The sequence below is a fragment of the Nonomuraea sp. WAC 01424 genome, from assembly GCF_003947315.1.
Classification (GTDB): Bacteria; Actinomycetota; Actinomycetes; order Streptosporangiales; family Streptosporangiaceae; genus Nonomuraea; species Nonomuraea spiralis.
In genome coordinates this window covers 843,807-865,787 of record NZ_QHHZ01000002.1, presented here as the reverse complement: position 1 = coordinate 865,787, position 21,981 = coordinate 843,807, and the positions used below count along the sequence as shown (strand labels likewise).

Genomic DNA, 21,981 nt, shown 5'->3' with positions numbered 1-21,981 from the left:
AGGTGGATGATCATCACGGCGTCCACCCAGGCCAATGCGGCGGCGGTGGTGCTGTTCCAGTACCCGATGGCCAGGAACATCGCGCTGATGATCGGCACGCTGGTGTGCAATCCGGGAAGCATCGCCGCGGCGGCCAAGGTCTGGGAGGAGGTGGCCGTCGAGCCCATCAAGAACCAGATCATTCAGCTCAAGCAGGAGATCGAGGAGAAGGGCTACTGGAAGGGGCCCGCCTACGTGGTGTTCAGCGACGCCGTGGACACCTTCACCGGGCAACTGGAGACCACGGAGTCGTACTTCAAGAGCGTCGGCAGCGGCGTGGACAAGATCGCCGGCCTCTACCACTTCGCCGTGCAGGTCGCGTTCTGGGTGGCCACTGTCATGACGATCGTGGCCGGTTACCAGGTGGTGTCGTACTTTTTTCCCGGCGCGGGGCAGGTCGCGGCGCGGGTGACGATCAACAGCCTGCTGACGTCGCTGGGCACGGCCCTGCGGGGCATCGTCAGCAAGAAGGTGAAGTCCGTGGCGATGCTCACCGGCCTCGTCGTCGCCGTGAACGCCATGTGCGCCATGATGACCTCGTCCATCGACAAGGGCCGTCCCAAGCCCGACTTCGCCTCGGCCGATCTGGAGTACACCAACAAGTCCAGCACCGGCGTCGGCACCCTCCAGCGCAAGAACGGCGGCATGCCCAGCCTCAACCTGCCCTCCGGGGGAGGTCTTCTCGGCTAGACGGGGCGGCGTACCGACTCCCATGAGGACGCCGCCGACGCCGCCCTCGCCGAGTCGCGCCGCAGTGAGCCGGTGGAGCGGCTCGGCCGACAACTCGCCGTGTGGGCGGAGCGCACCGAGGCCGGCGAGGGCCTGGCGGGCGTACGGGAGGCGTTCGCGCGGCTGAGTCCCGACGACCGGGAGATCCTCGCGCCGGCCGGCTGGGAGGGGCTCGGGTCTGACGAGATCACCGTGGCCTGGACTTCGACCACCGGTACGTGTTGCCGGTCATCCCCGTCGCCTGCCTGGCCGCCGCCCTCGCCCATCCCCGGTACGCGCGTCCCGGAAGGCCGGTGACGCGCGCCCGGGGCCGGCTCACTGGGCCGTGACCTGCACCGGCGAGCGTGCCGCCGTCGGGTCGAGCGCTGGCCCCTCCGGGATCAGATGGACGAGGTTGTAGGGCACCGGCGCGACGTCCTCGGCGCCGTAACCCAGCTTGTTGATCTGCTCCCCGGACTGCAGCGGGAACTTCCTGCCCTGGTCGGTGAGCAGGAAGTAACTCTGCACGAACGCCTTCTGCCCGTCGCCGGGCAGCAGCCCGCCCAGCGCCGCGCCCCCGGCGGGCAGCAGCACCTGGTCGAAGTGCTCCTGGTCGCTGCGGGAGTTGGGCGCGGGGATGGTCATCGTCGCGCCGATCGTGATCTTCGCGCGGGCCGAGCCGTTCTGCGTGTCGGCGTACACCGAGCACAGCGCCGCCGCGGACGACACGGTTCTCGGCAGGCTCGTCGGCAGGCCGCCGACCGTGAGGCTCTGGCGGGAGGTCTTGGTGTTCGCGGTGGCGGCGTCGATCACGATCGGGGTGGCGGCGCGCCTGCCGTACGCGACCTTGGTCCTGGGGTCTTCGAGCAGCAGCGTGGCCTGCGTGAGGTTGACCGGCGCGAGCCCGTCGGCGAGCAGCACGTACCAGCGGTCGGGAGCCCCGCCCACGCCCTTCACCGTGTAGACCTGCCCGACGGCCCCCCTCCCGCCACCAGGGGCGACGGCCCGGTGGCCGAGGCCGGTGATCAGCGGCGGCATGAAGTCGGGGCCGGGAGGAATGGCGTTGATCCAGCTCGAAGGCACCTTCCTGGGGTGCGCGTTGAGCGCGCGGACACCGGTGTCGGTCACCTTCATGCGCCGGTCGTTCCAGATCACCCAGGGCTGCTGCCCGTCCGTGACGACCAGCGCCGCGCCGAGCGCGGGCGTGCCGCCGACGTCCTGGCCGCCCACCAGCGTGACGTACGGCGCCCGCGCCCCCGCCGCCTGGGGCGGTTCGGTCACGCAGACCGACCACGGGCCCTTGACCAGCTTGTCGCGGGCCGGAAGCGTGTCCGGCGCCCCCGCGATGCCCACCAGCGGCCCGCGCTGCATCGCCGCCAGCGACGCGCCCGAGACGTTGCGCACCTTGAAGTCGGACGTGTCGAGCAACAGCAGCGCCGACACGTAGTTGGCCGTCGGCAGCAGCCGCGCCTGCTCCTGGCTGTAGACGTAGGTGGCGCCCGTCTCCTCCTCGACCAGGAGCTGGCCGGCCTCGGTCAGGTTCGTCGCGCCGCCCGGTTTGAGCAGCCCCCAGATCCCGAACACCGCCGCGATGAGCACGCCCACGAGCACACCGCAGAACATCGCCACGTTGTGCCGCCGCATCGGCGTCTCTGGCACATCAGGCTCAGCCTGCAGCAACGCCATGCCCAGGCGTTGCTGCATCAGCCGATGCGCCTGGTAGAGGTCTTTCCGGGTCTGCATCTCACCTCTCCCGTATCGCAGAGATCAGCATAGAACGCTCTATGTCAGGAACCCCTACGGAAGTAGCAAACCCCAATAGAACGCCCACGGAACGAAGACCACACCCGCCACTACGAGCAGCCCCGTACGTACCCGCTCGCCGGATGCGTCCTCCCGCCGCCACCTGCGCGCCGTGAGCACCGTGGCCACGACGGTCGCCACCGCGACGGCCTGGAGCGCCAGCCAGACGACCGGCCTGCCGGCGACCACCGGTCCAGGCGCAGCCAGCTTCCCGCCGGTGGAGATGAGATAGAACAGGTAGGCGAACCCCCCGAGCACCGCCACGAGCCCCCCGGCACTCACCAGTCGAGCCGCGCCCGTGCCCGTGACACCGCCGCGCCCCCGTACGCGCCGAACCGCCGCGACGATCGGATAGCCGGCGAACCCCACCAGGAACAGCACCAACGCCACCAACTGCATGAAAGCCGACTCCCACCACGCCGGAGGCGGCACCCCGACGGAGTCGTCCGCCTGGACCGGCGCGGGCCCCGACACCTCCGCGACGGGCGCCTGTCCCGAGGTCGCCTTCGCCACCCAGCTCCCGACCAGCTCGGGGTAGCCGGGCGCCAGCTCGGGCAACCGCGTGACCCCGCCGTCCGGAGTCCGGTGGGCCGCGTGATCGGCCCCCTCGAAGAACCGGAACGTGTACCGCTTGTTGCCCCCCTTCTCCAGCGCCGCGCGGAACAGCGGCGGCGTCTCCCGGGGCGGGGTCAGCAGGTCGTTCGTCCCCCAGATGCCGAGGACGGGCTGCCGCACCGCGCCCAGAACCGGCTCAGGATCGAAGTAGGGCGCCGGGAACATCCCTCCGTCCGCGATCACCCGGTACAGGTTCGGCTCGGCGTGATCGACCAGCGACCCGCCGACCCCCGCCTTGCGCAACCCGGCCGCCACGGCCCACGTCTGCTGCCGCAACGGCTGCAACGCGTTGGCTCCGACCACCACCACGAACGCGATCTCCTTGGACCGCGAAGCCGCGAGCGGCGCCACCCACCCGCCTTCGCTGAGCCCCCAGACGCCGACCTTGCCGGGATCCACCCCCGGCTCCTGCCGCAGCGTCCGCACCGCTCCGAGCGCGTCGTCGGCAAGCTGGCCGTACGACCGCTGGTACAACGAATACCCCTCCGAACGCTTGTCGTAGATCAGCACCGACAATCCCTGCCGGGCGAAGGCGACCGCCTCACCCAGCAACTTCTCCCGCCGCGTCCCCGTCCCGGCTCCATGCACCAGCACCACTCCGGCCCGGGGAGCCGTGGCGGCCTTGGCCGGGCTGATGACGCTGCCCCGCAGTTCCAGCCCTCCGTTGCCCCGGAAGGTCACCTCGTGGGCCGTCAGATCACCGGGCACCACCGGTCCCGTACTGAGGCTCTGCGCACTGTGCTCCGCGGTGGCGAGGCCGGTGCCGCCCAACGCGGGCGTACCGAGCAGCAACAGAGCGCTGCCCACGGCGGTGAGCGTCACGGCGGCGGAGGCCGTAAAGATTCTTCGCATGCTGCCGACAGTAGTCTGCAGAGATTTCTCGGCAAAGGAATGTCTGCAGATATCCTTCTCAAGGACTAGCCTGCTCGTCATGAAGGATGACGAGCCGCTCGTGCTCCACGACCCCGACAGGCTCAAGGCCCTGGCCCATCCCATGCGGCGCCGCATGCTGACCCACCTCAACATCCACGGCCCCGCCACCTCGACCACCCTCGGCGAACTGCTCGGGGCCAAGACCGGCACCACCAGCTACCACCTGCGCCAACTGGAGAAGCACGGCTTCATCGAAGAGATCCCCGAACGCTCCTCCGGCCGCGAACGCTGGTGGCGCCGCGCCCAGCTCCCCAGGGACATCCGCCTCCCGTCACCCGGCGAGCTCAGCCCGGAGGACCAGGCCGTACTGACGGAGTTCCATCGGATCGGCCTGGAGGAGGACCGCGCCCTGCTGGACCGCCTCCCGGCCGCGTACCGGTCCGACCCCGACTGGGTGAAGGGCTCTCGGGGACTGGCCCGCATGACCAAGGAGGAGCTGAACGAGTTCCACGACGCCTACGTGGCATTGCTCCTGAAATACAGCCACCCGGCGGACGAAGCCCCACCCGGCGCCCGCCCCTTGTACGTCCGCATGTACACCCTCCCGGCTGACGAGGACTGAGCTCGCCGCCGGCGCGGTACGACTCCTGATCCTCTCCGGCCTCCCGCGCATGTGGACGTCTCTTCGCCCGGGCCTGAAATTCCGCCGCCGCCCGCGGACACGTGGAGAACGAAGCCCAAAAGCGTTGGGAAGGTCCGATGAGGATGACACGTGGATGAAACAGACAGCCAGCACCGGTTCGAAGCCATGTACCGGCAGACATATGACCAGATCCTTGGTTACGCCGTGCGGCGGTGTTCCTCTCCCGAGGACGCGGCCGATGTCGTGGCCGAGACCTACGTGATCGCCTGGCGGCGCATGGCGGAGCTGCCACGGGGCGAGGCCGGCAAAATCTGGTTGTACGGCGTGGCCCGGCGCGTCCTGGCCAACCACCGTCGTGGCGAGCGGCGCAGAGCCACCCGGCACGCCGAGCTCACGGCCGAGATCGAAGCCCTCTACGCCCGGCCCTCTCCCCAGACGGGCACCGACGAGGTCGGCGAGGCCATGAACCTGCTCTCCGACGATGATCGCGAACTCCTGGCCCTGTCCATATGGGAGGAACTCGACCCCGGAGAGATCGCCAAGGTGCTGGGCTGCTCACGCAATGCCGCCCGCATTCGCCTGCACCGGGCCCGCAAGCGCTTCGCCAAGGCGCTGGAGGAAGCCCGCCCACCCGTGCCCCGCCTCGAAGCGCGGCCGCTCATCGAGAAGGAGTCACGGTGAACAACGAACTGATCTTCAAGAGCCAGGCCAGGATCCTGGACGAGGACCTGGCCGGCCGCGCGTCCACCACGGGGGCGGACGAGCTGCTGGCGGAGATCGTCCGGCTGGAGCCGACGCAGGAGCGGCAGGAGACCCGGCGATGGTTCACCCGGTCACCCCGCCGCGCGGTGCTGGGTCTGGCCGCCGCGGTCGCTCTGGCCGGAGCGTTCGTCGTCGTGCCGTCCTTCTTCAGGGGCGCCGAGCAGGTGTACGCCAGCCAGGCCGTGACCATCGACCGCGACGGTGACTCCTACGTCTTCTACATCACGGACGGCGATCCCGATCCCGCCGAGTTGCAGAAGGCGTTCCAGAAGGTCGGGCTGGACGACGTCACGGTCAAGCTGATCCCCGTCTCGCCGCGGCAGCGCGATCCCGTCGTCGGGTTCGACAAGACCGATCCCGACGCTCGCATGTCGTCCACCTTGTCCGACTGTGGCGAGCGGGTCGAAGGGTGCCTGTCGGCCTTCAGCGTCACCGCCGACATCAAGGGCGCCGCGGAGTTCAGGCTCGGCCGCCCGGCGAAGCCCGGCGAGAAGTACGCCTTCCCCGCCGATGCGAGCTGGCAGGGCGAAGCGCTGGCCGGAGTGAAACTCCAGGGGCGCTCGGTGGCCGAGGCGGTGAAGGTCGTACGCGAGCACGACCTGAAGGTGTCCTACACACTCGAGTGGCCGCTCCGCGACGGGGGCGTCGGCGTCCGCTACGAGCTGGGCGTGCCCGCCTCCCACATCGATCCGAGTTGGAAGGTGGCGACAGCCGTGACCTACAACGACGGCGTGATCATCCTGCACGTCGAGCCGGGAGCGGGCGCGACCCCACCGCCGGGGTTCTGAGCCGGCGAACGGGCCGCGCTGGTGGGCCGGGGTCAGGCGCCGTCGGGGAGGGCGGCCTGGACGGGCGTGAGGTTGCCGGTGGTGACCAGCAGGCCGCGCCCCGGAGGGCCGCCGCCGGCCCCGCGCGGCAACCGGATGCCGAACAGGTCACCGTCGGTCTGGCCCTGGACCGACAACAGCAACCCCGTACGGGACTTGCGGGCCTCGGCCACGAACCCGCGGTAGGCGACCGCCAGATCACCGGTGGCGCCGGCGATCAGCAGGCCGTGATCGCCGTCCCTGCCGGTGCGGAGCACCTCCTCCAAGGCCGTGCCCAACGGGGAGTCGGGGTTGATCAGCTCGGCGTCGTCCACCACCACGACGTACTGGCTCAGGTCCGCGACCAGTTCCGCCAGGTCGGCGGCGTTCCCGTCCAGTACGGCCACCGCCCCCGCGAGGTCGCGCAGCGGACTGCGCCTGGGGGCGACGGCGATGACCGGCGTACCGACGTCCACGAGGGAACGCGCGGCCGTCACCAGTACGGACGACCGCCCCGAACGCGACGGACCGGCCACCACCGCGCCGGGACCGTGGGCCAGCAGGTCGACGCCGAGCGGGGTGAGCGCGTCACCGCCCGCGCCGACCAGCGCCCACAGCGGTGAGGGCGGGGCGAACCCGGGATCGAGCTCCATCGTCTGGGAGGCGGTGACGCGCATCGGGAGCGCGTCCACCCGCAGCGGCGGTTCGCCCTCCCGGCCGGGACGCCCCTCCGGGGGCGGGCCGGAGGCGCGGGCGAGGGTCTGGAGGGCCGCCACCTGGGCCGGGCCCGACGGGTCGGCGGAGAGCAGGGCGATGTGGTGTTCCACGATGCCGTGCTCGCCCAGCGACAGGGCGCGTCCCGGTGGCATGGACGCGGGCAGGCCCTTGAGCGGGAACCCGGCCAGGCCGTAGTCGGTGGGATCGGACAACCGGAGAAGGAGGCGGTCGTCGAAGACCGTCGAGACCTGGCCGAGCAGGCCCGACCGGTCGCTGGTGACGACGGCGCGCAGCCCCACCGCCGGGCCCTCGCGCAGGAGCTGGAGCAGGGCCTCGATCAGGCGCCCGTAGTCGTAGCTCTCGAACGCGGCGACGAACCCCTCCCAGCGGTCCAGCATGAACACCAGCCACGGGAGCCGGTGTCCGGCCTGGCGGTATTCGGCGAGCGAGGCGTGGCCCGCCTCGGCCAGCAGGTGTTGCCGGCGGCCCACCTCGGCGCGCAGGCGGCCGAGCAGGCGCTCGACCCGTTCGATCTGGTCGCGGGTGACGACGGCGCCGCAGTGGGGCATCGCGACGACGGGCAGGAGCGCGCCCGAGCCGCAGTCGACGGCATGGACGTGCACGTCGGCGGGCGACGCCTGGGCCGCGATCGCGCCCGCGATCGTCCGCAACGCCGTCGAACGGCCGCTGCGCGGGGCGCCCGCGATCAGCAGGTGGCCGCCGTGGGCCAGGTCGAGCGCCAGCGGGCGACGATCCTGCCGCCACGGACGGTCGGTCACCCCGAAGGCCAGCGGCGGCACCTCGGCGAACCCGCCGCCCGCCGCCGGACCGGGCCCGCCAGGTGGTGAAGGCGCGTCGGGCAGGTCCAGCACCAGGTGGGTGGGCAGCGGGTCCAGCCAGGGGCTCGGTTGGGCCGGTACGCCCGCCAGACGGCTCGCCTCGATGAGGGCGTCCACGGCCAGGCTGAGGTCGGTGACCCCGGACTCCTCCGCCGGCTCCGGAGGCGGCGGAAGGGGTCTGCCGAGCGAGCGCCAGTCGACGTCCAGCACGCGGACATGCCCGGAAGGCCCGGTCGCGGACGGTGTACGGGCCGGGGCGCGTCCGCCGACCCTGGCCGTCTGGACGGCGATCGCCGACCCCACCCCGGACCGTACGTGACAGCGGCCGGGCGTGGACTTCGAGATGCTCGCCGCGTCGGGGATGTCGATGACGTCGGTGGACTCGGCGGGCTCGGTCACCCGCAGCGCGATCCGCAGCGACGTGTTGGCCTGGATGTCGGCCGTGACCACGCCGGCCGGCCGCTGGGTGGCCAGGATCAGATGGATGCCCAGCGAACGGCCCCGCCGGGCGATGTCCACCAGACCCGCCACGAAGTCGGGCAACTCGGCCACCAGCGCGGCGAACTCGTCGATGATCAGCACGAGCCGCGGCAGCGGGACCTCGCCGGTGTAGTCGTCGATGTCCTTGGCGCCCGCCGCCAGCAGCAGCCGCTCCCGGCGCCGGATCTCGGCCGCCAGCGAGTCCAGTGCCCGCTGCGTCAGGTGCCCGTCGAGGTCGCTGACCATGCCGACCGTGTGCGGCAGGCGTACGCACTCCTTGAAGGCCGCGCCGCCCTTGTAGTCGATCAGCACGAACGTGAGCTGGTCGGGCCGGTTGGCCACCGCCAGCGAGCAGATCAGGGTCTGCAGCAGCTCGGACTTGCCCGCGCCCGTGGTGCCGGCGATCAGGCCGTGGGGGCCGTCGATCCTGAGGTCGACCGAGAACGGGCCGTCGGGGCCGACGCCGATCAGCGCCTCGGTGGAGCCGTGGGCCCGCCACCGGGCGGCCAGCGCCCGGCCGGAGGGCTCGGGCATGCCCATCAGGTCGAGCAGGCGCACCGCGTCGGGCAGGTTGCCGCCCGGATCGTCCCTGCTCACGTCGCGGATCGGGGACAGGGCTCTGGCCAGGCGGTCGCACCAGGCGGGCGAGACCAGGTCGCCCAGCACCGGGCCGATGACGTCGAGGCCGCCGCCGAGCAGGCGTACGAGTCCGTCGGAGCCGCACGCCGCCACCGTCTGGCACTCCTCGGGCAGCAGCCGCTGGTCCTCGTCGATCGCGAGGGTGAACACCCCTGAACGGGGGCCCTGCCGCAGGACCTGGGGCATGTTGGGCAGCCCGCGCAGGATCTGGGCGCCGTCGAGGATCACCAGGACGTCATGGGGACGGACGTCGTAGGAGGAGAAACTGGGTTTCTCGGGGCCGCCCAGATCGTCCCAGCCTGTGGGGATCTTGCCGAATTCGGGGATGGCGGTGTTCTGGCGTTCGTCGATGAGGGCGGCGAGCTCGGCGACACGGCGGGCGGCCGATTCGGGGTCGGTGCCGACCATGGTCACGCAGTCCTCGCCCGTACGCGGGGCGCAGTGCGGCAGCCAGCGTGTCCAGCCCCAGCGGCGTTCGCCGTCGGCGCGCGCGGACACGACCACGATGGCCAGGTCACGCGGGCTGTGCAGGGTGGCGGCCTGGGCGATCAGCCAGCCCGCCAGGCCGGTCGCGGCCTCGCGCGGCCCGGTGACGCCCGCGACGCCCAGCCTGCGCATGGCCAGCGCGACCGGCACGGCACGGCAGAGAGGCGGCTCGATCGGACCGCCCTGCTCCTCGGACAGGTCGAGGTTGGCGGGCAGGTCGGCGAGGCCGACGCGCAGCCTGAGCGCGTCGGCGTCGTGGATCCTGCGCTCCCACAGGCGTCTGCGCGGCCCGGTGGCGGTGAGCAGGACCTGGGCCGGGTCGGGCGCGTCGGACCTGCGCGCGGCCTCGTCGGCGGCCCTGGCCCGCTCGACCTCCTCGTCGAAGGCCCGGACCCGTTCGCCGAACTCCTTGAGCGCCTGCTTGTGCTTCTTCCTGCCGTGGCGGCGGTCGCTGAACCACTGGCCGATCATGATGATCGGCGTCATCAGGGCGACGAGCAGGTAGTAGGGGGCGTGGAGGGCGAACGCCAGCGTCACGCCGAGCACGGCGGGCAGGAAGGCGGCCAGCAGTTGCAGGCGCATGCCCTCCGACCTGGTCGGCTCCTTGGGCTTGACGAACGTGCGCTCGGGCTCGGGGCGGCGCAGCCTGGGCGGGCGGTTGTAGGCGAGGCCGCCCTCGCTTCTCGGGGTCAGGTGGGCGTCCCTGGGCTCGATCGAGGTCAGCACGAACACCGAGGACCCGCAGGTCAGCACCGCCTGATCGGGCCATTCCGCGGGCTCGGTGAGCGGCCTGCCGTCAAGCTCGGGCGTCTCGCCCTGGTCGGCCGCAGCCTCGGCCGCCTCCCGCTCGGCGACCCGCGCGGTCAGCTCGGCGACCTCCTCGGCCCACCGCCCCTTGAGCTTGAGCCTGGCAGTCTGTCCCGGAACCTGTCTGTACGCCCGCTCGACGGTGATCGCGTCAGGTGTCACACGTACGGCGACGGCTTCGGCGGCGAGGGCGGGGTCGGCGACGGCCATCGCGCAGGTCGGGTCGGACCCGATGACGTGCACCCCCAGCCCGAGCCGGTGGACCGCCCCCGCCGCGGGGCCGCCGATCACGCGCACCTCGGCCACCCCGCCGGGCTCCTCGACGACGGTGGCGCGGGCGAGGCACGGGTCGAGCGTCACCTTGTCGCCGTCGCGCAGGACGGCCGCGGCGGCGGCGCGCGGATCGAGCACCCGGCCGTCGCGCCAGAGCATGGCGCCGGGGTCGGCCGGGGCGGGATGGTCGACGGGATCGGGCACCCGCGGACGGGGGACGCGGGCCTCGGCCCGCCCCCGGTCCACGGCGTCGGGCGCCAGTCCGTAGGGCGCGCGTGTCCTGGGCAGGTGGACGACCTTCGCCATGGACGTGCGACCGCTCAGCGCCTCGGTCACCCCGGCCACCGTGGCGCCGTCGTCGCCGTCGATCACGACGTCACGGTCGCCCTGCTCGCCGAGCACGGTGAGCATGATCCGCATGTGCCGTCTCCTCGCTCGACCTCGGGCGCCAAGGTAGCGCCAGAAGCGAGAGTAGGTGTCCCGGTTGACGCCACCGGCATGAGAACGCGGTTCTGTGGATAACTCGCGCGCCCAGCGTCACGATGAAGCATGAAAAAGCTGTGAATCCTGCGACCAAAGATAAAAAAGTGACAACCATGCCGATAAATCGGTGTACGTCAACTTGGTAGAGACAATAGGCATCGATTATTCCGGGTTGACATCACGCCACCTGCGAAACAAGCATGGGTCCTCGCATTCCGCCCACGCCTCACCCGAGCGCCCCACATAATGGGCGTGAATTCCGCATTTCACAATGGGAGCCCCCCACCCATGAGGACCAGTGAAAAGCCTGCCGTCAACGCGGCGGCGGGGCTGTCCGGCCCGGCCTCGCGCAAGCTCCCCGTGCCCCCACGCGAACGCAAGCCGGCCCTCGCCGCGCTGGCCGTCCTGCTCATACTCGGCGGAGCGCTGGCCACCACGCTGCTCGTGCTGCGCAGCGGCGACCGGGTGTCCGCCATCAGGATCACCCAGCAGGTCGGCGCAGGTCAGAAGTTCGAGGCGGGCATGCTCGAAGAGGTGAAGATCGCCTCGGACACGGGCGTCGACTACGTCGCCTGGTCCCAGCGCGCCGAGGTGGTCAAGAGCTTCGCGGCGGCCACGATCCTGCCGGGCACCCTGCTGACCAACCAGATGGGCGTACGGGCCAGCGCCGAGCTGGGCCCGGGAAAGGCGACCGTCGGCCTCGCCCTCAAACCCGGTCAAATGCCCGCCGGTATTCAACAGGGCGACCGCGTCCAGGTGGTCTACGTGCCCAACCGCACGGCCCAGGCGCAAAGCCGCGTGCTCGCCGAGAGCGCGCTCGTGTTCAGCGTGGGCGACAAGAGCAGAACCGGCGGCAATTCAGGCCAGATCACGGTGGTCGTCGATTCGTCGGACTCGCCGCAAATACTCGCCTACGCCTCCAGCGGAGAGATCGCGGTGGCCGAACTCCCGGGAGCGCGCTGACGTGGCGCTGATCGTGCTGGCCGCCGACAAGGGCGCGCCCGGGGTGACCACCGCGGCCACAGCGCTGGCGGCGGTGTGGCCGCGGCCGGTGTTGCTGGCCGAATGCGACCCGGCCGGCGGCGACCTCGCCTACCGGCTGCCCGCCGCCGACGGCGGTGTGCTCAATCCGGGCAAGGGCCTGCTCACGCTGGGCGCGACCGCCCGCAGGGGCCTCGAACCCGCCCAGATCCACCAGCACACCCAGAAGATCATCGGCGGGCTCGACGTGCTGGCCGGGCTGACGCACGGCGAGCAGGCGGCCGGGCTCACCTGGCTCTGGGGCCCGCTGGGCCGGTCGCTGGCCGCCATCCCGGACGCCGACGTGATCGCCGACTGCGGCCGCCTGGGCTCACACCCCCAGATCGCCGACCTCCTCGCCGAGGCCGAGCAGGTCGTCCTGCTCACCAGGGCGACCCTCGACCACGTCGCCCACCTGCGCGAACGCCTCCAGATCACCAAGGCGCACGGCGTCGTCGTGATCGCCGACCCGCGCAACTACCGGGCCTCGATCGAGGACGTACGCAGGGTCGTCGGGCCCATCGTCCAGGTCGTGCACGGGCTGGCCCACGACCCCAAGGGCGCCGAGCTGCTACGCGGCCAGTGGGGCGGCCGGCTCGACCGCTCCCTGCTCATCCGTACGGCCCGCGACCTCGCCGCGAGGCTGGTGAGCCACCGATGATCGACCACACCCTCGTCAAACGTTTCCGCCAGGAGGTCGGCGACCGGCTGGCCCACCAGCGCCGGCTCGACCAGGCGAGCGGCGTACCGCCGATGTCCGGCGAGGACGAGCGCCAGTTCGCCAGGGCGCTGATCTCCCAGGTGCTGGAGGAGCACGCCCGCAGCGAGATCGGCCTCGGCCGCACGCCGCCCACGATCGAGGAGGAGGAGGCCCTGGCGGCCGGCATCCACGCCGCGCTGTTCGGCGTGGGCCGCCTCCAGCCGCTGCTCGACGACGCCGAGGTCGAGAACATCGACATCAACGGCTGCGACCGGGTGTTCGTCAGCTACGCCGACGGCCAGGAGATCATGCACGACCCGGTCGCCGAGTCCGACGACGAGCTGGTCGAGCTGATCCAGATCCTGGCGGCGTACTCGGGGTTGTCCAGCAGGCCGTTCGACACCGCCAACCCGCAGCTCGACCTGCGGCTGCCCGACGGGTCCCGGCTGAGCGCGGTGATGGACGTCACCGTGCGCCCGGCCGTGTCGATCCGCCGTTCCCGCCTGGGCAAGGTCTTCCTGTCCGACCTGGCCGGCAACGGCACGATCAGCGGGGAGATCGGCAGGTTCCTGACGGCGGCCGTCGCGGCCCGCAAGAACATCATGATCGCCGGGTCCACCAACGCCGGCAAGACCACCCTGCTCAGGGCCCTGGCCAACGAGATCCCGCCCACCGAACGCCTGATCACCGTCGAACGCGCCCTTGAGCTGGGCCTCGACCAGTTCCCCGAGCTCCACCCCAACGTGGTCGCGTTCGAGCAGCGCCTGCCCAACGCCGAGGGCCAGGGCGAGATCTCCATGGCCGAGCTGGTCAGGCGCTCGCTGCGGATGAACCCCAGCCGCGTCATCGTCGGCGAGGTGCTCGGCGACGAGATCGTCACCATGCTCAACGCTATGACCCAGGGCAACGACGGCTCGTTGTCCACGATCCACGCCAACTCCAGCATGGAGGTCTTCAACCGCATCGCCACCTACGCCCTTCAGGCCGGCGAGCGCCTCCCCATCGACGCCACCCACATGCTCATCGCGGGCGCGATCGACTTCGTCGTGTTCATCGAGAAGCGCAACGACTACCACGTCGGCGGCACCCTGCGCCGCTACGTCTCCAGCATCCGCGAGGTCAACGGCTGCGACGGCCGCGTCCTGTCGAGCGAGGTGTTCGTGCCCGGTCCCGACGGCGCGGGCGTCCCGCACGCGCCGGTCTCGTGCCTGGAGGAGCTCCTCGCCCACGGCTACAACCCCGGAGGCTGGTGAGGATGGCGTTCGACCTCGACCCGTTCGCGATGGTGGCGGGAGCGGCCGCCGGCGGCGGCCTCTTCCTGTTCTTCCTCGCCCTGTACGGCCTGCGCCTCCGCCCGTCCCAGCCCAGGCGCCCGCTCGTCAAGATGCTCACCACCCGCACCGCCGTCGCGGCGGTGACCGGCGGCCTGGTCCTGGTGATCACGGGCTGGCCGGTCCTGGCGGTGGGCGCGGTGCTGCTCGTGTTCGCCTGGCGCGGCCTGTCGGGCGGCGCGGCCGAGGAGCGCGCCGCCATGAGCCGGCTCGAAGGGCTGGCCGCCTGGACCGAGTCGCTGCGCGACACCATCGCCGGCGCGGCCGGGCTGGAACAGGCGATCCCGTCCTCCATCAGGGCCGCCGCGCCCACGCTCCGGCCCCACCTGCGGGCCATGGTCGACCGCCTGCACACCAGGATGGCGCTGCCGGAGGCGCTGGCCCGCTTCGCCGACGAGCTCGACGACCCCTCGGCCGACCTGGTGATCGCCGCGCTGATCCTCAACTCCCGGCTGCGCGGCCCCGGCCTGCGCGACGTGCTCGGCGCGCTCGCAGTGTCGGCCCGCGAAGAGCTCGACATGCGCCGCCGCGTCGAGGCCGAACGCCGCGCGACCAGGCGCAGCGTGCAGATCGTGGTGATCACGGCGCTGGTCTTCGCCGCGCTGCTCATCCTGTTCAACCCCGGCTACGTCAGCGAGTACGCCTCCACCCTCGGCCAGGCCGTCCTCGTGGTCGTCGGCGGCCTGTTCGGCGCCGGGTTCGCCTGGATGCGGCGGCTGGCCAGGTTCGACAAGCCGACCCGGCTGCTGATGGGAGGGGGCGGCCATGGTTGAGGGCGCGCTGGCCGGAGCGGTGCTCGGCCTCGGGCTGTTCGTACTGGTACGCGCGCTGTTCCCGGCCCGTCCCGGCCTGGTGGCGCGGCTGCTGGCGCTCGACGCGGTCCGCGAGGACGCCGACGCCCCCCGCATCCAGCTCGTGCTGCCCGACGAGGAGGTCAGCGCGTTCCGCCGGGGTCTCGGCGCCCGCCTGGCCCGCCTCTACGGCGCCCGCGGCTGGGAGGCCCGTTCGGTCAAGGCCGACCTGGCACTGCTCGGCCGCTCGTTCGAGGCGTTCCTGGCGACCAAGGTGCTGCTCGCCGCGAGCGGCCTGCTGGCCTTCCCGATCCTGCTCGGCTGGCTGGCGCTCATGGGGTGGGGCGTGTCGTTCACGGTGCCGTTCTGGTCGGCCGTGCTCGTGGCGCTGCTCTTCTTCTTCCTGCCCGACCTGCAGATCCGCAAGGAGGCCGCGGCCATGCGACGCGACTTCCGGCACGTCGTGGGCGCGGCCGTCGACCTGGTCTCGATGAACCTGGCGGGCGGGCGCGGCGTGCCCGAGGCGCTGATGATGGCCGTCTCGGTCAGCGGCGAGCAGCCCAACTGGGCGATGGGCCGCATCCGTGACGCGCTGGGCGGCGCCCGGATCGTCGGCATCACCCCATGGCAGGCGCTCGGCCAGCTCGGCGAGGAGATCAACGTCGACGAGCTGCGCGACCTGTCGGCCGCGCTCGGCCTGGTGGCCGACGACGGCGCCAAGGTGCGCGCCTCGCTCACCGCCAGGGCCGCCACACTGCGCCGGCGCGAGCTGGCCGAGATCGAGGGCCGGGCGGGCGAACGTTCGCAGTCGATGCTCGTGGCCCAGCTCCTCCTGTGCGCCGGTTTCGTGATCTTTCTCAGTTTTCCCGCCGCAATGAAGATGTTGGGGGCCTGATGCAGCATCCCTGGATCGTCTATCTCACCGCGTACCTCGGCGTGCGGATCCACCGCGCCCGCACCGCGCCCAGCAGGGGCGCCTCCGCCGTCGAGTGGGTGATCATCACGGCCATCATCGCGGGCGTGGCGCTCGGGCTGGCCACACTGATCAAGACCCTGGTCGAGCAGAAGTCGAACGAGATCCAGGGCACCTTCGGCGGCGGCGGCGGGGGCGGTGGTGGCGGCGACTCGTGAGCGGGGCGTGGCCGTGATCGAGCTGGCGCTGCTGATGCCGGTCATCCTCGCGGTCGTGCTCCTCATCGTGCAGGTCGCGCTCTGGTTCCACGGCCGCGAGATCGCCGAGGCGGCGGCCAGGGAAGGCGCGCGGGTGGCCAGGTCGGCGCCGTTCGACTCGGGCGACTGGCAGGGCGCGGCCACGGCGAAGGCCACCGACGTCGTCAAGGCCGTCGGCCCGCGTCTGCTGGAGAACGCCGCCGCCACGACCTCCGAGCAGGACCCCGACCAGCGCTTCGTCACGGTGACGGGCAGCGCCGTGCAGGTCGTACCGCTGCTGCCGCCGCTCACGTTCACGATCACCGCGACCGCGGGCGGGCCGGTCGAGTGCTTCCGTCCCGACAACGGCGGTGATGACTGCCGATGAAGCCGGGCGAGCGGGGCTCGATGGCCGTGGAGACGGTGACGCTCGCGCCCGTCTTCCTGCTGTTCCTCATGTTCCTGGTCGGGGCGGGCGTGCTGGTCGAGACACAGGGACGGGTCAACGGCGCGGCCAGGGACGCCGCGCGGGCGGCGTCCGTGCAGCGGGGCTTCGGCGACGCGGGCGCCGCGGCGGAGAGCGTCGCCAAGAGCGCCCTGGACGGCAAGTGCGGCTCCACCGCCGTGAACCTGGACGGATCCACATGGGAGGCGGGCGGCCAGGTGCAGGCCGAGGTCACCTGCGAGCTCGACCTGGGCTTCCTCGGGTTCGGCGGCACCAAACGGTTGACGGGCGCCGCCGTGGTGCCCTTGGAGCAGCTAGTCAGGAGGGAGCCGTGAAGGCGGGGGAGCGGGGGTCCATGTCGGTCTTCACCGTGCTGTTCTCCGTGGTCGTGTTCCTCCTGGCCGGGCTGCTGGTGGACGGCGGGGCGGCGATCAACGCCCGGCTGCGCGCCGCCGACGTCGCCGAGCAGGCCGCGCGGGCGGGCGCGGACCAGATCGACGTCGACCGGCTGCGCACCGACGGGCAGGTCCACCTGCTGGACGAGGGCCAGGTCTGCGCCAGGGCCGACGAGATCGTCACGGCGCAGGGCGGCGACGGCGTGGCGCGCGGACAGTGCTCGGTCGAGCAGGAGCAGGTGACCGTCAGCGTCTCGGTGCGATGGGAGGCGTTCTTCCTCGGGGCGATCGGGTTCCCGGGGTCGGAGATGAACGGCGAGGCCACGGCCGCCCCCGAAGCCAGGTAGACCGATTCCCGCCACTCGGTGGCCGGGGCAACGCACGAGGCAGGACGCTGAACGGAAGAAGGGAGCGGCGATGCCGACGCGAGAGCCGACGCGTCCCCCGGGACGGCACCAGCCCAGGCGTCCGCCTGCGCGCATCCCGGCCAGGCGCACCTTCGGCGACGTGCTCGCCGGGGTCGCGGCGCTGGTGGCACTGGTGGCACTGGTGGGCGGGGTGCCGTACGCGCTGCTCACGTTCGCCGGGCCGCCGGTCACGTCCGAGATGCTCGATCTCGACTTCTTCACCGCGGAGGTCGGGCCGAGCACGATCCAGGCCGTTCTGGTGTTGCTGGTCTGGCTGGCCTGGTTCCAGCTCTTCGTGTGCGTACTGGTCGAGGTGTACGCCGGTGTCCGAAGGGTCGGGATGCCTGCCCGCGTACCGTTGTCGGGCGGCACGCAGGTGCTGGCCAACAAGCTGGTCGGCGCGGTGTTGTTGCTGTTCACGGCCGGGGCGATGATCGCGCCCATCGCGCGGATGAGTGCCACGCCCGCCGCGCCGCCGGTGACCGCGGTCGCCTACTCCGCGCCGATCGTCGAGAAGACGCTGGAGACCCACAAGACCAAGAAGGTGTACGTGGTGCAGCCCCCGCACGGCCGCCACCACGAGAGCCTGTGGGAGATCGCGGAGAAGTGCCTGGGAGACGGCCGCCGATATCCCGAAATTTACCGACTCAACCAGGCCAAGGAGCAGCCGGACGGCACCCGCCTGCGCATGGCCGACCTGATCAGGCCCGGCTGGGTGCTCGACATGCCGGACGACGCCAGGAACGTGCACATCGTCCCTACCGGCCAGTCCCGCGAGCAGACGTTGCGCGAGCACCCCGGCGTGGCCCACACCCGCGCCCAGCCCGACGCCCGGCACGACGTCGGGAAGAAGACCACCGAGAAGACCGAGAAGGACCAGGCCAGGCACCGCAAGCCCGACGTCCGGCAGGACCAGCCCGAGATCACCATCAGGGAGGCCCAAAGCCTCGACCTGATCGACTACCTGGCCGGGGCGTCGCTGGCCGCCGCCGGGCTGCTGGCGCTGCTGGCGCGGCGGCGGCGCGAGCAGTTGTGGCGCAGGGTGTTCGGCCGCCGGATCGTCCGCCCGCGCGACGACGCCGCCCAGGCCGAGGTCGCGCTCAGGCTGGGCGGCGACGCGCCCGGCGCGCGCATCCTCGACATCGGGCTGCGGCTGCTCGGCGCCGAGCTGGCCGCCCAGCACCGTACGCCGCCGACCGTCTACGGCGCCCACCTGTCCCCACGCACGCTCGACCTGTGGATCCACCCTCCGGACGACGACCCGCCCGAGCCGTGGACGGCCGAGGACGGCGGCCAGGTGTGGCGCCTGCCCGCCCACGAGGGCCGCCTGCTGGAGGAGCAGGCGGGTGGGGCGCCGTACCCGGGGCTGGTCTCGATCGGCACGGACGCGAGCGGGCGGGTGCTGATCGACCTGGAGGCCGCGCAGGGCCTGATCAACGTACGCGGCCCGCAGACCACCGCCGCGCTGGCCGCGCTCGCCGTCGAACTGGCCACCAACCGCTGGTCCGACCGCATGCGCATCACGCTCGTCGGGTTCGGCGAGGAGCTGACCGCGATCGCCCCCGACCGGATCAGGTCCGTCGGCGGCCTGGCCGAGGTGCTGCCCGAGTTGGAGGCGACCGCCGCGCCGCGCAGGGAGGTGCTCACCGGGCGCGTCTCCGGCAGCCCGCGCGACGCCCACTACCTGCTGTCGGCCGTGGCGCCCACGCACGAGGAGGCCCGCCGCCTGGCCCTGCTGGCCCGCCGGGACACCGCCGGGTACGTCGTGGCCGGCGAGGTCCCGCACGCCACCTGGACGCTGGAGATCGGCGACGACGGCAAGGCCCGCATCGCCGAGCTGGGCTTCGAGGTCGAGGCCCAGCTCCTGCCCCGCCGCCACTACAAGGCGCTGGTCGACCTCTTCCGCACGGCCGGCCGCCTCGACGGCGAGACCTACCCGGAGGCCGAACCGCTGGAGGGCCTGCACCCGCCCGCCGTCGAGATCAGGATGCTCGGCCCCGTCCAGATCGCCGGGCTCGCGCCTCTCGAAGAGGGCCGCATGGCGCTGGCCACCGAGCTGCTGGTCTACCTGGCCACCCATCCCGGCGGCGTGCATCCCGTCGTGCTCGGCGGCGTGTTGTGGCCGCGCGGCGTGCAGACCATGGTCAGGGACGCCACGATCGCCCGCGTCGCCGACTGGCTGGGTCCCGAGCACCTGCACGTGGACGAGGCCGGACGGCTCAGGCTCGGCCCCGAGGTGCGTACCGACTGGGCCCTGTTCCGCGAGCTGGTACGCCGTTCCCACCACGACCCGACGGCCCGCACAGTCCTGCTGGAGAAGGCGCTCGGACTGGTACGCGGCCCGCTCCTGGCCGCCCGCCCACCCGGCCGGTACGCCTGGCTGGCGGCCGACGACCTGGAGTACGACGTGGCGGCCGGCGTGGCCGACGCGGCCCACCGGCTGTGCGAGCTGCGGCTGGCCCAGGACGAGCCGGACGGGCTGGTGGCGGCCGTACGCGCGGCGCTGCTGCTGGCGACCGACGACGAAGGGCTCTGGCGCGACCTGCTGCGGGCCACGCACGCCACGGGTGACGCCGTCCGCATGCGGGCGGTGGTCGAGGGCCTGACCCGCCGGGCGGCCTCCCATCCGTACGGCGGCGGGATGGCTCCGGAGACCGAGGCGTTGATCGAGGAACTGCTGCCCTCGTGGCGCATCCATGTCGTGAGGGAGTCGTCCGCATGAGAAGACGTACGACAGCGGTTCTGCTCGTCCTGCTCGTGGCGGGATGCGGGCAGGCCGCGCGGCCGTACACGCCGCGGTCGGCGCCCTCGGCGACGGCGACGGAGTCGGCGGAGTCGGCGCGGCCGTCCGCGCCCGGCGTCGAGACGGTCGAGGTGGGCGGCGGCAAGCTGCGTGTGGACATCGACTGGCCGGCCGAGCGCGACCCGCTCATGCGCGTCATCACCGACTGGTACCTCGCCTCCCGCAAGGTGATGGTCTCGGGAAGCGATCGATACCTAAATGGTCTGGATCTCGAACTCGACGCGGCCCGCCAGGCGTACGACGGAGTACGCCGGTACACCGAGGAGGACAGAAGGGTGAAGGGCGTCGCCAGGCTGTACGACCTGCGTGTCACGAAGGTCCTGGAAAAGGGCGCGCAGATCGACACCTGCGTGGACGAGTCGAAGGTGCGCGTGGTCACCGCCCGCACCGGCGAGGCCGTCTCGCCCCAGCCCTCGATCATGCGCGCCCCCTACCTCCAGAGGGCTCTCGCGCACCGCGGCGACGACGGCGTGTGGCGGATCCGGGAGCTGCTCTACGACAAGGAAGGATGCGCGCGATGAACCGCGTGATCTCGCTGGCCACCGCGGCCCTGATGTTGCTGGGGAACCTCGACGACCCGGGCGAGTCCTCGGGCAGCCCCATCGAGCACGGCCGGACCAGGGGAATCGAGCTGCGCAACTCGCGCATCGTCATCTCGGGCGACGGCGCCAAGGGCGGCACCGCCGACGGTTACGTGCTCAAACGCCCCTGCTGGTACGAGCCCGGCCTGACCGGCGAGGAGATGCTGAAGTCGCAGGAGGGCCTGCGCGACCTCTGGTTCAAGTTCACCAAGGACGCGAGCGAGGAGAAGTTCCAGGAGTTCCTCAAGCAGTTCAAGGACAAGGTCGGCAAGGACGGGCGCTGGTGGGGGCCGGCGTACGACGGCTCCGACCCGAAGGGCCAGGTCTGTTTCGCGGCGCTCGACCCGTTCGTGTTCGTGCCGCCGGGCACGACGCCGCCCGCCGGGATCACGGTCCGGGAGCTCGCCGAGATCGCCAGGGCCGCGCTGACCGTGCCCGAGCCCAAGATCAGGCTGAGCCCCGACGCCAAGAGCTACGTCAACCTGCCCACCTGGGTCTGGCTGGAGGGCGTCGGCGAGCCGCGCAGGTCGGTGACCGCGCAGATCCCGGGTGTCATGAGCGTGACCGTGGTGGCCACGCTGAAGAGCATCAAGATCGACCCGGGCACCGCGAAGGACCGGGCCGAGGTGCACGAGGAGGGCTGCGGGACCGCCGGGCGGCCGTACGCCAAGGGGGCCTCCTTCACCTGCGGCGTGCGTTACCTGCGTGCCTCGATCGACCAGCCGCGCGAGGCGTACCGGCTCACCGTGACCACGTCGTGGCCGGTGGAGACGACCGGGGACGCGGTGCCGTTCCAGTTCGCGCCGGTCGAGGTGGGGGCGACCCGGGACGTACCGGTCGGCGAGATCCAGAGCAACGTGAAGCCCTAGGCGATCACCGCGGCCAGCGGGGCGAGCTCCGGCTGCCCGGCCGCCTCGGCCAGCACCGCCTTCAGCACGGTGTCGTGCGTCGGCCCGGCCTGGGCCAGCAGGTCGCGGCCGTCGGGGGTGACCTCGGAGTAGATGCCGCGCCGGTCGTCCTCGCACAGGTAGCGCTTGAGCAGGCCGCGCTTCTCCAGGCGCGTGACCAGCCGGGTCGTGGCGCTCTGGCTGAGCACGACGGCGCGGGCGAGCTGCTGCATGCGCATGTGCCATCCGTCCTGGCGGGCCAGGACGTCGAGCACGGTGTACTCGCTCACGCTCAGGCCGTGCCCCTTCTCCAGCGCCTTCTCCAGCCTGTCCTCGATCTTGGCGTGCAGCGCGGCGAGGGTGCGCCATCCCTGGGCGCGCGCCTCCACGGCGTCGTCGGCTAGGGGCATGTGACAACCTCCTTCTCCTGCTTGCATCGACGGCTAGTAAGCGTGCGCAAATAATGCCTACGCTTACTAACGCCGTACGAGGAGTATTC

Annotated in this window: 21 protein-coding genes; 17 read left to right on the top strand and 4 right to left on the bottom strand. The window is 71.9% G+C overall.

Going from position 1 to position 21,981, the window contains the following annotated elements:
- Positions 1 to 6: 6 nt before the first annotated feature.
- Positions 7 to 729 carry a hypothetical protein gene (locus tag DMB42_RS09320; protein ID WP_125632546.1) on the top strand — a complete coding sequence of 241 codons (723 nt, stop codon included), beginning with the start codon at positions 7 to 9 and terminating at the stop codon, positions 727 to 729.
- Between the two features lie 72 nt (positions 730 to 801).
- Entirely contained in the window at positions 802 to 1,065 is a 264-nt protein-coding gene (locus DMB42_RS53070; protein WP_185844538.1) for a hypothetical protein, read from the top strand.
- 18 nt (positions 1,066 to 1,083) lie between these two features.
- Here DMB42_RS53070 and eccB read toward each other — a convergent pair whose 3' ends face one another.
- Complete coding sequence (gene eccB, locus DMB42_RS09310; RefSeq protein ID WP_125632544.1) at positions 1,084 to 2,490, bottom strand: type VII secretion protein EccB; 1,407 nt, start codon at positions 2,488 to 2,490, stop codon at positions 1,084 to 1,086.
- A 54-nt stretch (positions 2,491 to 2,544) separates the two neighbouring features.
- On the bottom strand, positions 2,545 to 4,017 hold the full coding sequence (locus DMB42_RS09305; protein ID WP_125632542.1) for a S9 family peptidase: 1,473 nt from the start codon (positions 4,015 to 4,017) through the stop codon (positions 2,545 to 2,547).
- A gap of 79 nt (positions 4,018 to 4,096) precedes the next feature.
- On the opposite strand from DMB42_RS09305, the gene DMB42_RS09300 reads away from it, so the two are divergent.
- The 3 genes from DMB42_RS09300 (at position 4,097) to DMB42_RS09290 (ending at position 6,231) form a co-directional block, all read left to right on the top strand.
- A complete protein-coding gene (locus tag DMB42_RS09300; RefSeq protein WP_125632540.1) occupies positions 4,097 to 4,660 on the top strand; it encodes a helix-turn-helix domain-containing protein in 564 nt (187 codons plus the stop codon).
- A gap of 150 nt (positions 4,661 to 4,810) precedes the next feature.
- Entirely contained in the window at positions 4,811 to 5,362 is a 552-nt protein-coding gene (locus DMB42_RS09295) for an RNA polymerase sigma factor (RefSeq protein WP_125632538.1), read from the top strand.
- Positions 5,359 to 6,231: a hypothetical protein gene (locus DMB42_RS09290; protein WP_125632536.1), complete on the top strand. Its 873-nt coding sequence runs from the start codon at positions 5,359 to 5,361 to the stop codon at positions 6,229 to 6,231. Before DMB42_RS09295 ends, DMB42_RS09290 begins: the two co-directional genes overlap by 4 nt.
- Before the next feature lie 32 nt (positions 6,232 to 6,263).
- Here the strand turns inward: DMB42_RS09290 and DMB42_RS09285 are convergent, their stop codons facing one another.
- Complete coding sequence (locus DMB42_RS09285) at positions 6,264 to 10,910, bottom strand: FtsK/SpoIIIE domain-containing protein (RefSeq protein WP_125632534.1); 4,647 nt, start codon at positions 10,908 to 10,910, stop codon at positions 6,264 to 6,266.
- A gap of 351 nt (positions 10,911 to 11,261) precedes the next feature.
- Here DMB42_RS09285 and DMB42_RS09280 point away from each other — a divergent pair, with 351 nt between their 5' ends.
- The 12 genes from DMB42_RS09280 to DMB42_RS09225 all read left to right on the top strand — a co-directional run bounded on the left by DMB42_RS09280 (position 11,262) and on the right by DMB42_RS09225 (position 21,464).
- Positions 11,262 to 11,936, top strand: coding sequence for a hypothetical protein (locus DMB42_RS09280; RefSeq protein WP_125632532.1), 675 nt, complete (start codon positions 11,262 to 11,264; stop codon positions 11,934 to 11,936).
- Position 11,937: 1 nt separating this feature from the next.
- A complete protein-coding gene (locus DMB42_RS09275; RefSeq protein WP_125632530.1) occupies positions 11,938 to 12,654 on the top strand; it encodes a hypothetical protein in 717 nt (238 codons plus the stop codon).
- Entirely contained in the window at positions 12,651 to 13,946 is a 1,296-nt protein-coding gene (locus DMB42_RS09270) for a CpaF family protein (RefSeq protein ID WP_125632528.1), read from the top strand. Before DMB42_RS09275 ends, DMB42_RS09270 begins: the two co-directional genes overlap by 4 nt.
- Positions 13,947 to 13,948: 2 nt before the next feature.
- Positions 13,949 to 14,797, top strand: a complete 849-nt coding sequence (locus DMB42_RS09265; RefSeq protein WP_125632526.1) for a type II secretion system F family protein — start codon at positions 13,949 to 13,951, stop codon at positions 14,795 to 14,797.
- Entirely contained in the window at positions 14,790 to 15,710 is a 921-nt protein-coding gene (locus DMB42_RS09260) for a type II secretion system F family protein (protein WP_125632524.1), read from the top strand. Before DMB42_RS09265 ends, DMB42_RS09260 begins: the two co-directional genes overlap by 8 nt.
- Positions 15,710 to 15,946 carry a hypothetical protein gene (locus DMB42_RS09255; RefSeq protein ID WP_125632522.1) on the top strand — a complete coding sequence of 79 codons (237 nt, stop codon included), beginning with the start codon at positions 15,710 to 15,712 and terminating at the stop codon, positions 15,944 to 15,946. The genes DMB42_RS09260 and DMB42_RS09255 overlap by 1 nt, the downstream gene beginning before the upstream one ends.
- Entirely contained in the window at positions 15,930 to 16,352 is a 423-nt protein-coding gene (locus DMB42_RS09250) for a TadE/TadG family type IV pilus assembly protein (protein ID WP_229824614.1), read from the top strand. Before DMB42_RS09255 ends, DMB42_RS09250 begins: the two co-directional genes overlap by 17 nt.
- Entirely contained in the window at positions 16,349 to 16,744 is a 396-nt protein-coding gene (locus tag DMB42_RS09245; protein WP_125632520.1) for a TadE/TadG family type IV pilus assembly protein, read from the top strand. The genes DMB42_RS09250 and DMB42_RS09245 overlap by 4 nt, the downstream gene beginning before the upstream one ends.
- Positions 16,741 to 17,151: a flp pilus-assembly TadE/G-like family protein gene (locus DMB42_RS09240; RefSeq protein ID WP_260477578.1), complete on the top strand. Its 411-nt coding sequence runs from the start codon at positions 16,741 to 16,743 to the stop codon at positions 17,149 to 17,151. Before DMB42_RS09245 ends, DMB42_RS09240 begins: the two co-directional genes overlap by 4 nt.
- A 70-nt stretch (positions 17,152 to 17,221) precedes the next feature.
- The gene (locus tag DMB42_RS09235) at positions 17,222 to 19,933 is read left to right on the top strand and encodes a hypothetical protein (protein ID WP_260477577.1); all 2,712 of its coding nucleotides are present in this window, start codon (positions 17,222 to 17,224) and stop codon (positions 19,931 to 19,933) included.
- On the top strand, positions 19,930 to 20,535 hold the full coding sequence (locus DMB42_RS09230; protein ID WP_125632518.1) for a hypothetical protein: 606 nt from the start codon (positions 19,930 to 19,932) through the stop codon (positions 20,533 to 20,535). The genes DMB42_RS09235 and DMB42_RS09230 overlap by 4 nt, the downstream gene beginning before the upstream one ends.
- Positions 20,532 to 21,464 carry a hypothetical protein gene (locus DMB42_RS09225; protein ID WP_229824615.1) on the top strand — a complete coding sequence of 311 codons (933 nt, stop codon included), beginning with the start codon at positions 20,532 to 20,534 and terminating at the stop codon, positions 21,462 to 21,464. Before DMB42_RS09230 ends, DMB42_RS09225 begins: the two co-directional genes overlap by 4 nt.
- Here the strand turns inward: DMB42_RS09225 and DMB42_RS09220 are convergent.
- A complete protein-coding gene (locus DMB42_RS09220) occupies positions 21,461 to 21,892 on the bottom strand; it encodes a MarR family winged helix-turn-helix transcriptional regulator (RefSeq protein ID WP_125632515.1) in 432 nt (143 codons plus the stop codon). The two genes, DMB42_RS09225 and DMB42_RS09220, sit on opposite strands and share 4 nt — an antisense overlap.
- Between the last annotated feature and the right edge of the window lie 89 nt (positions 21,893 to 21,981).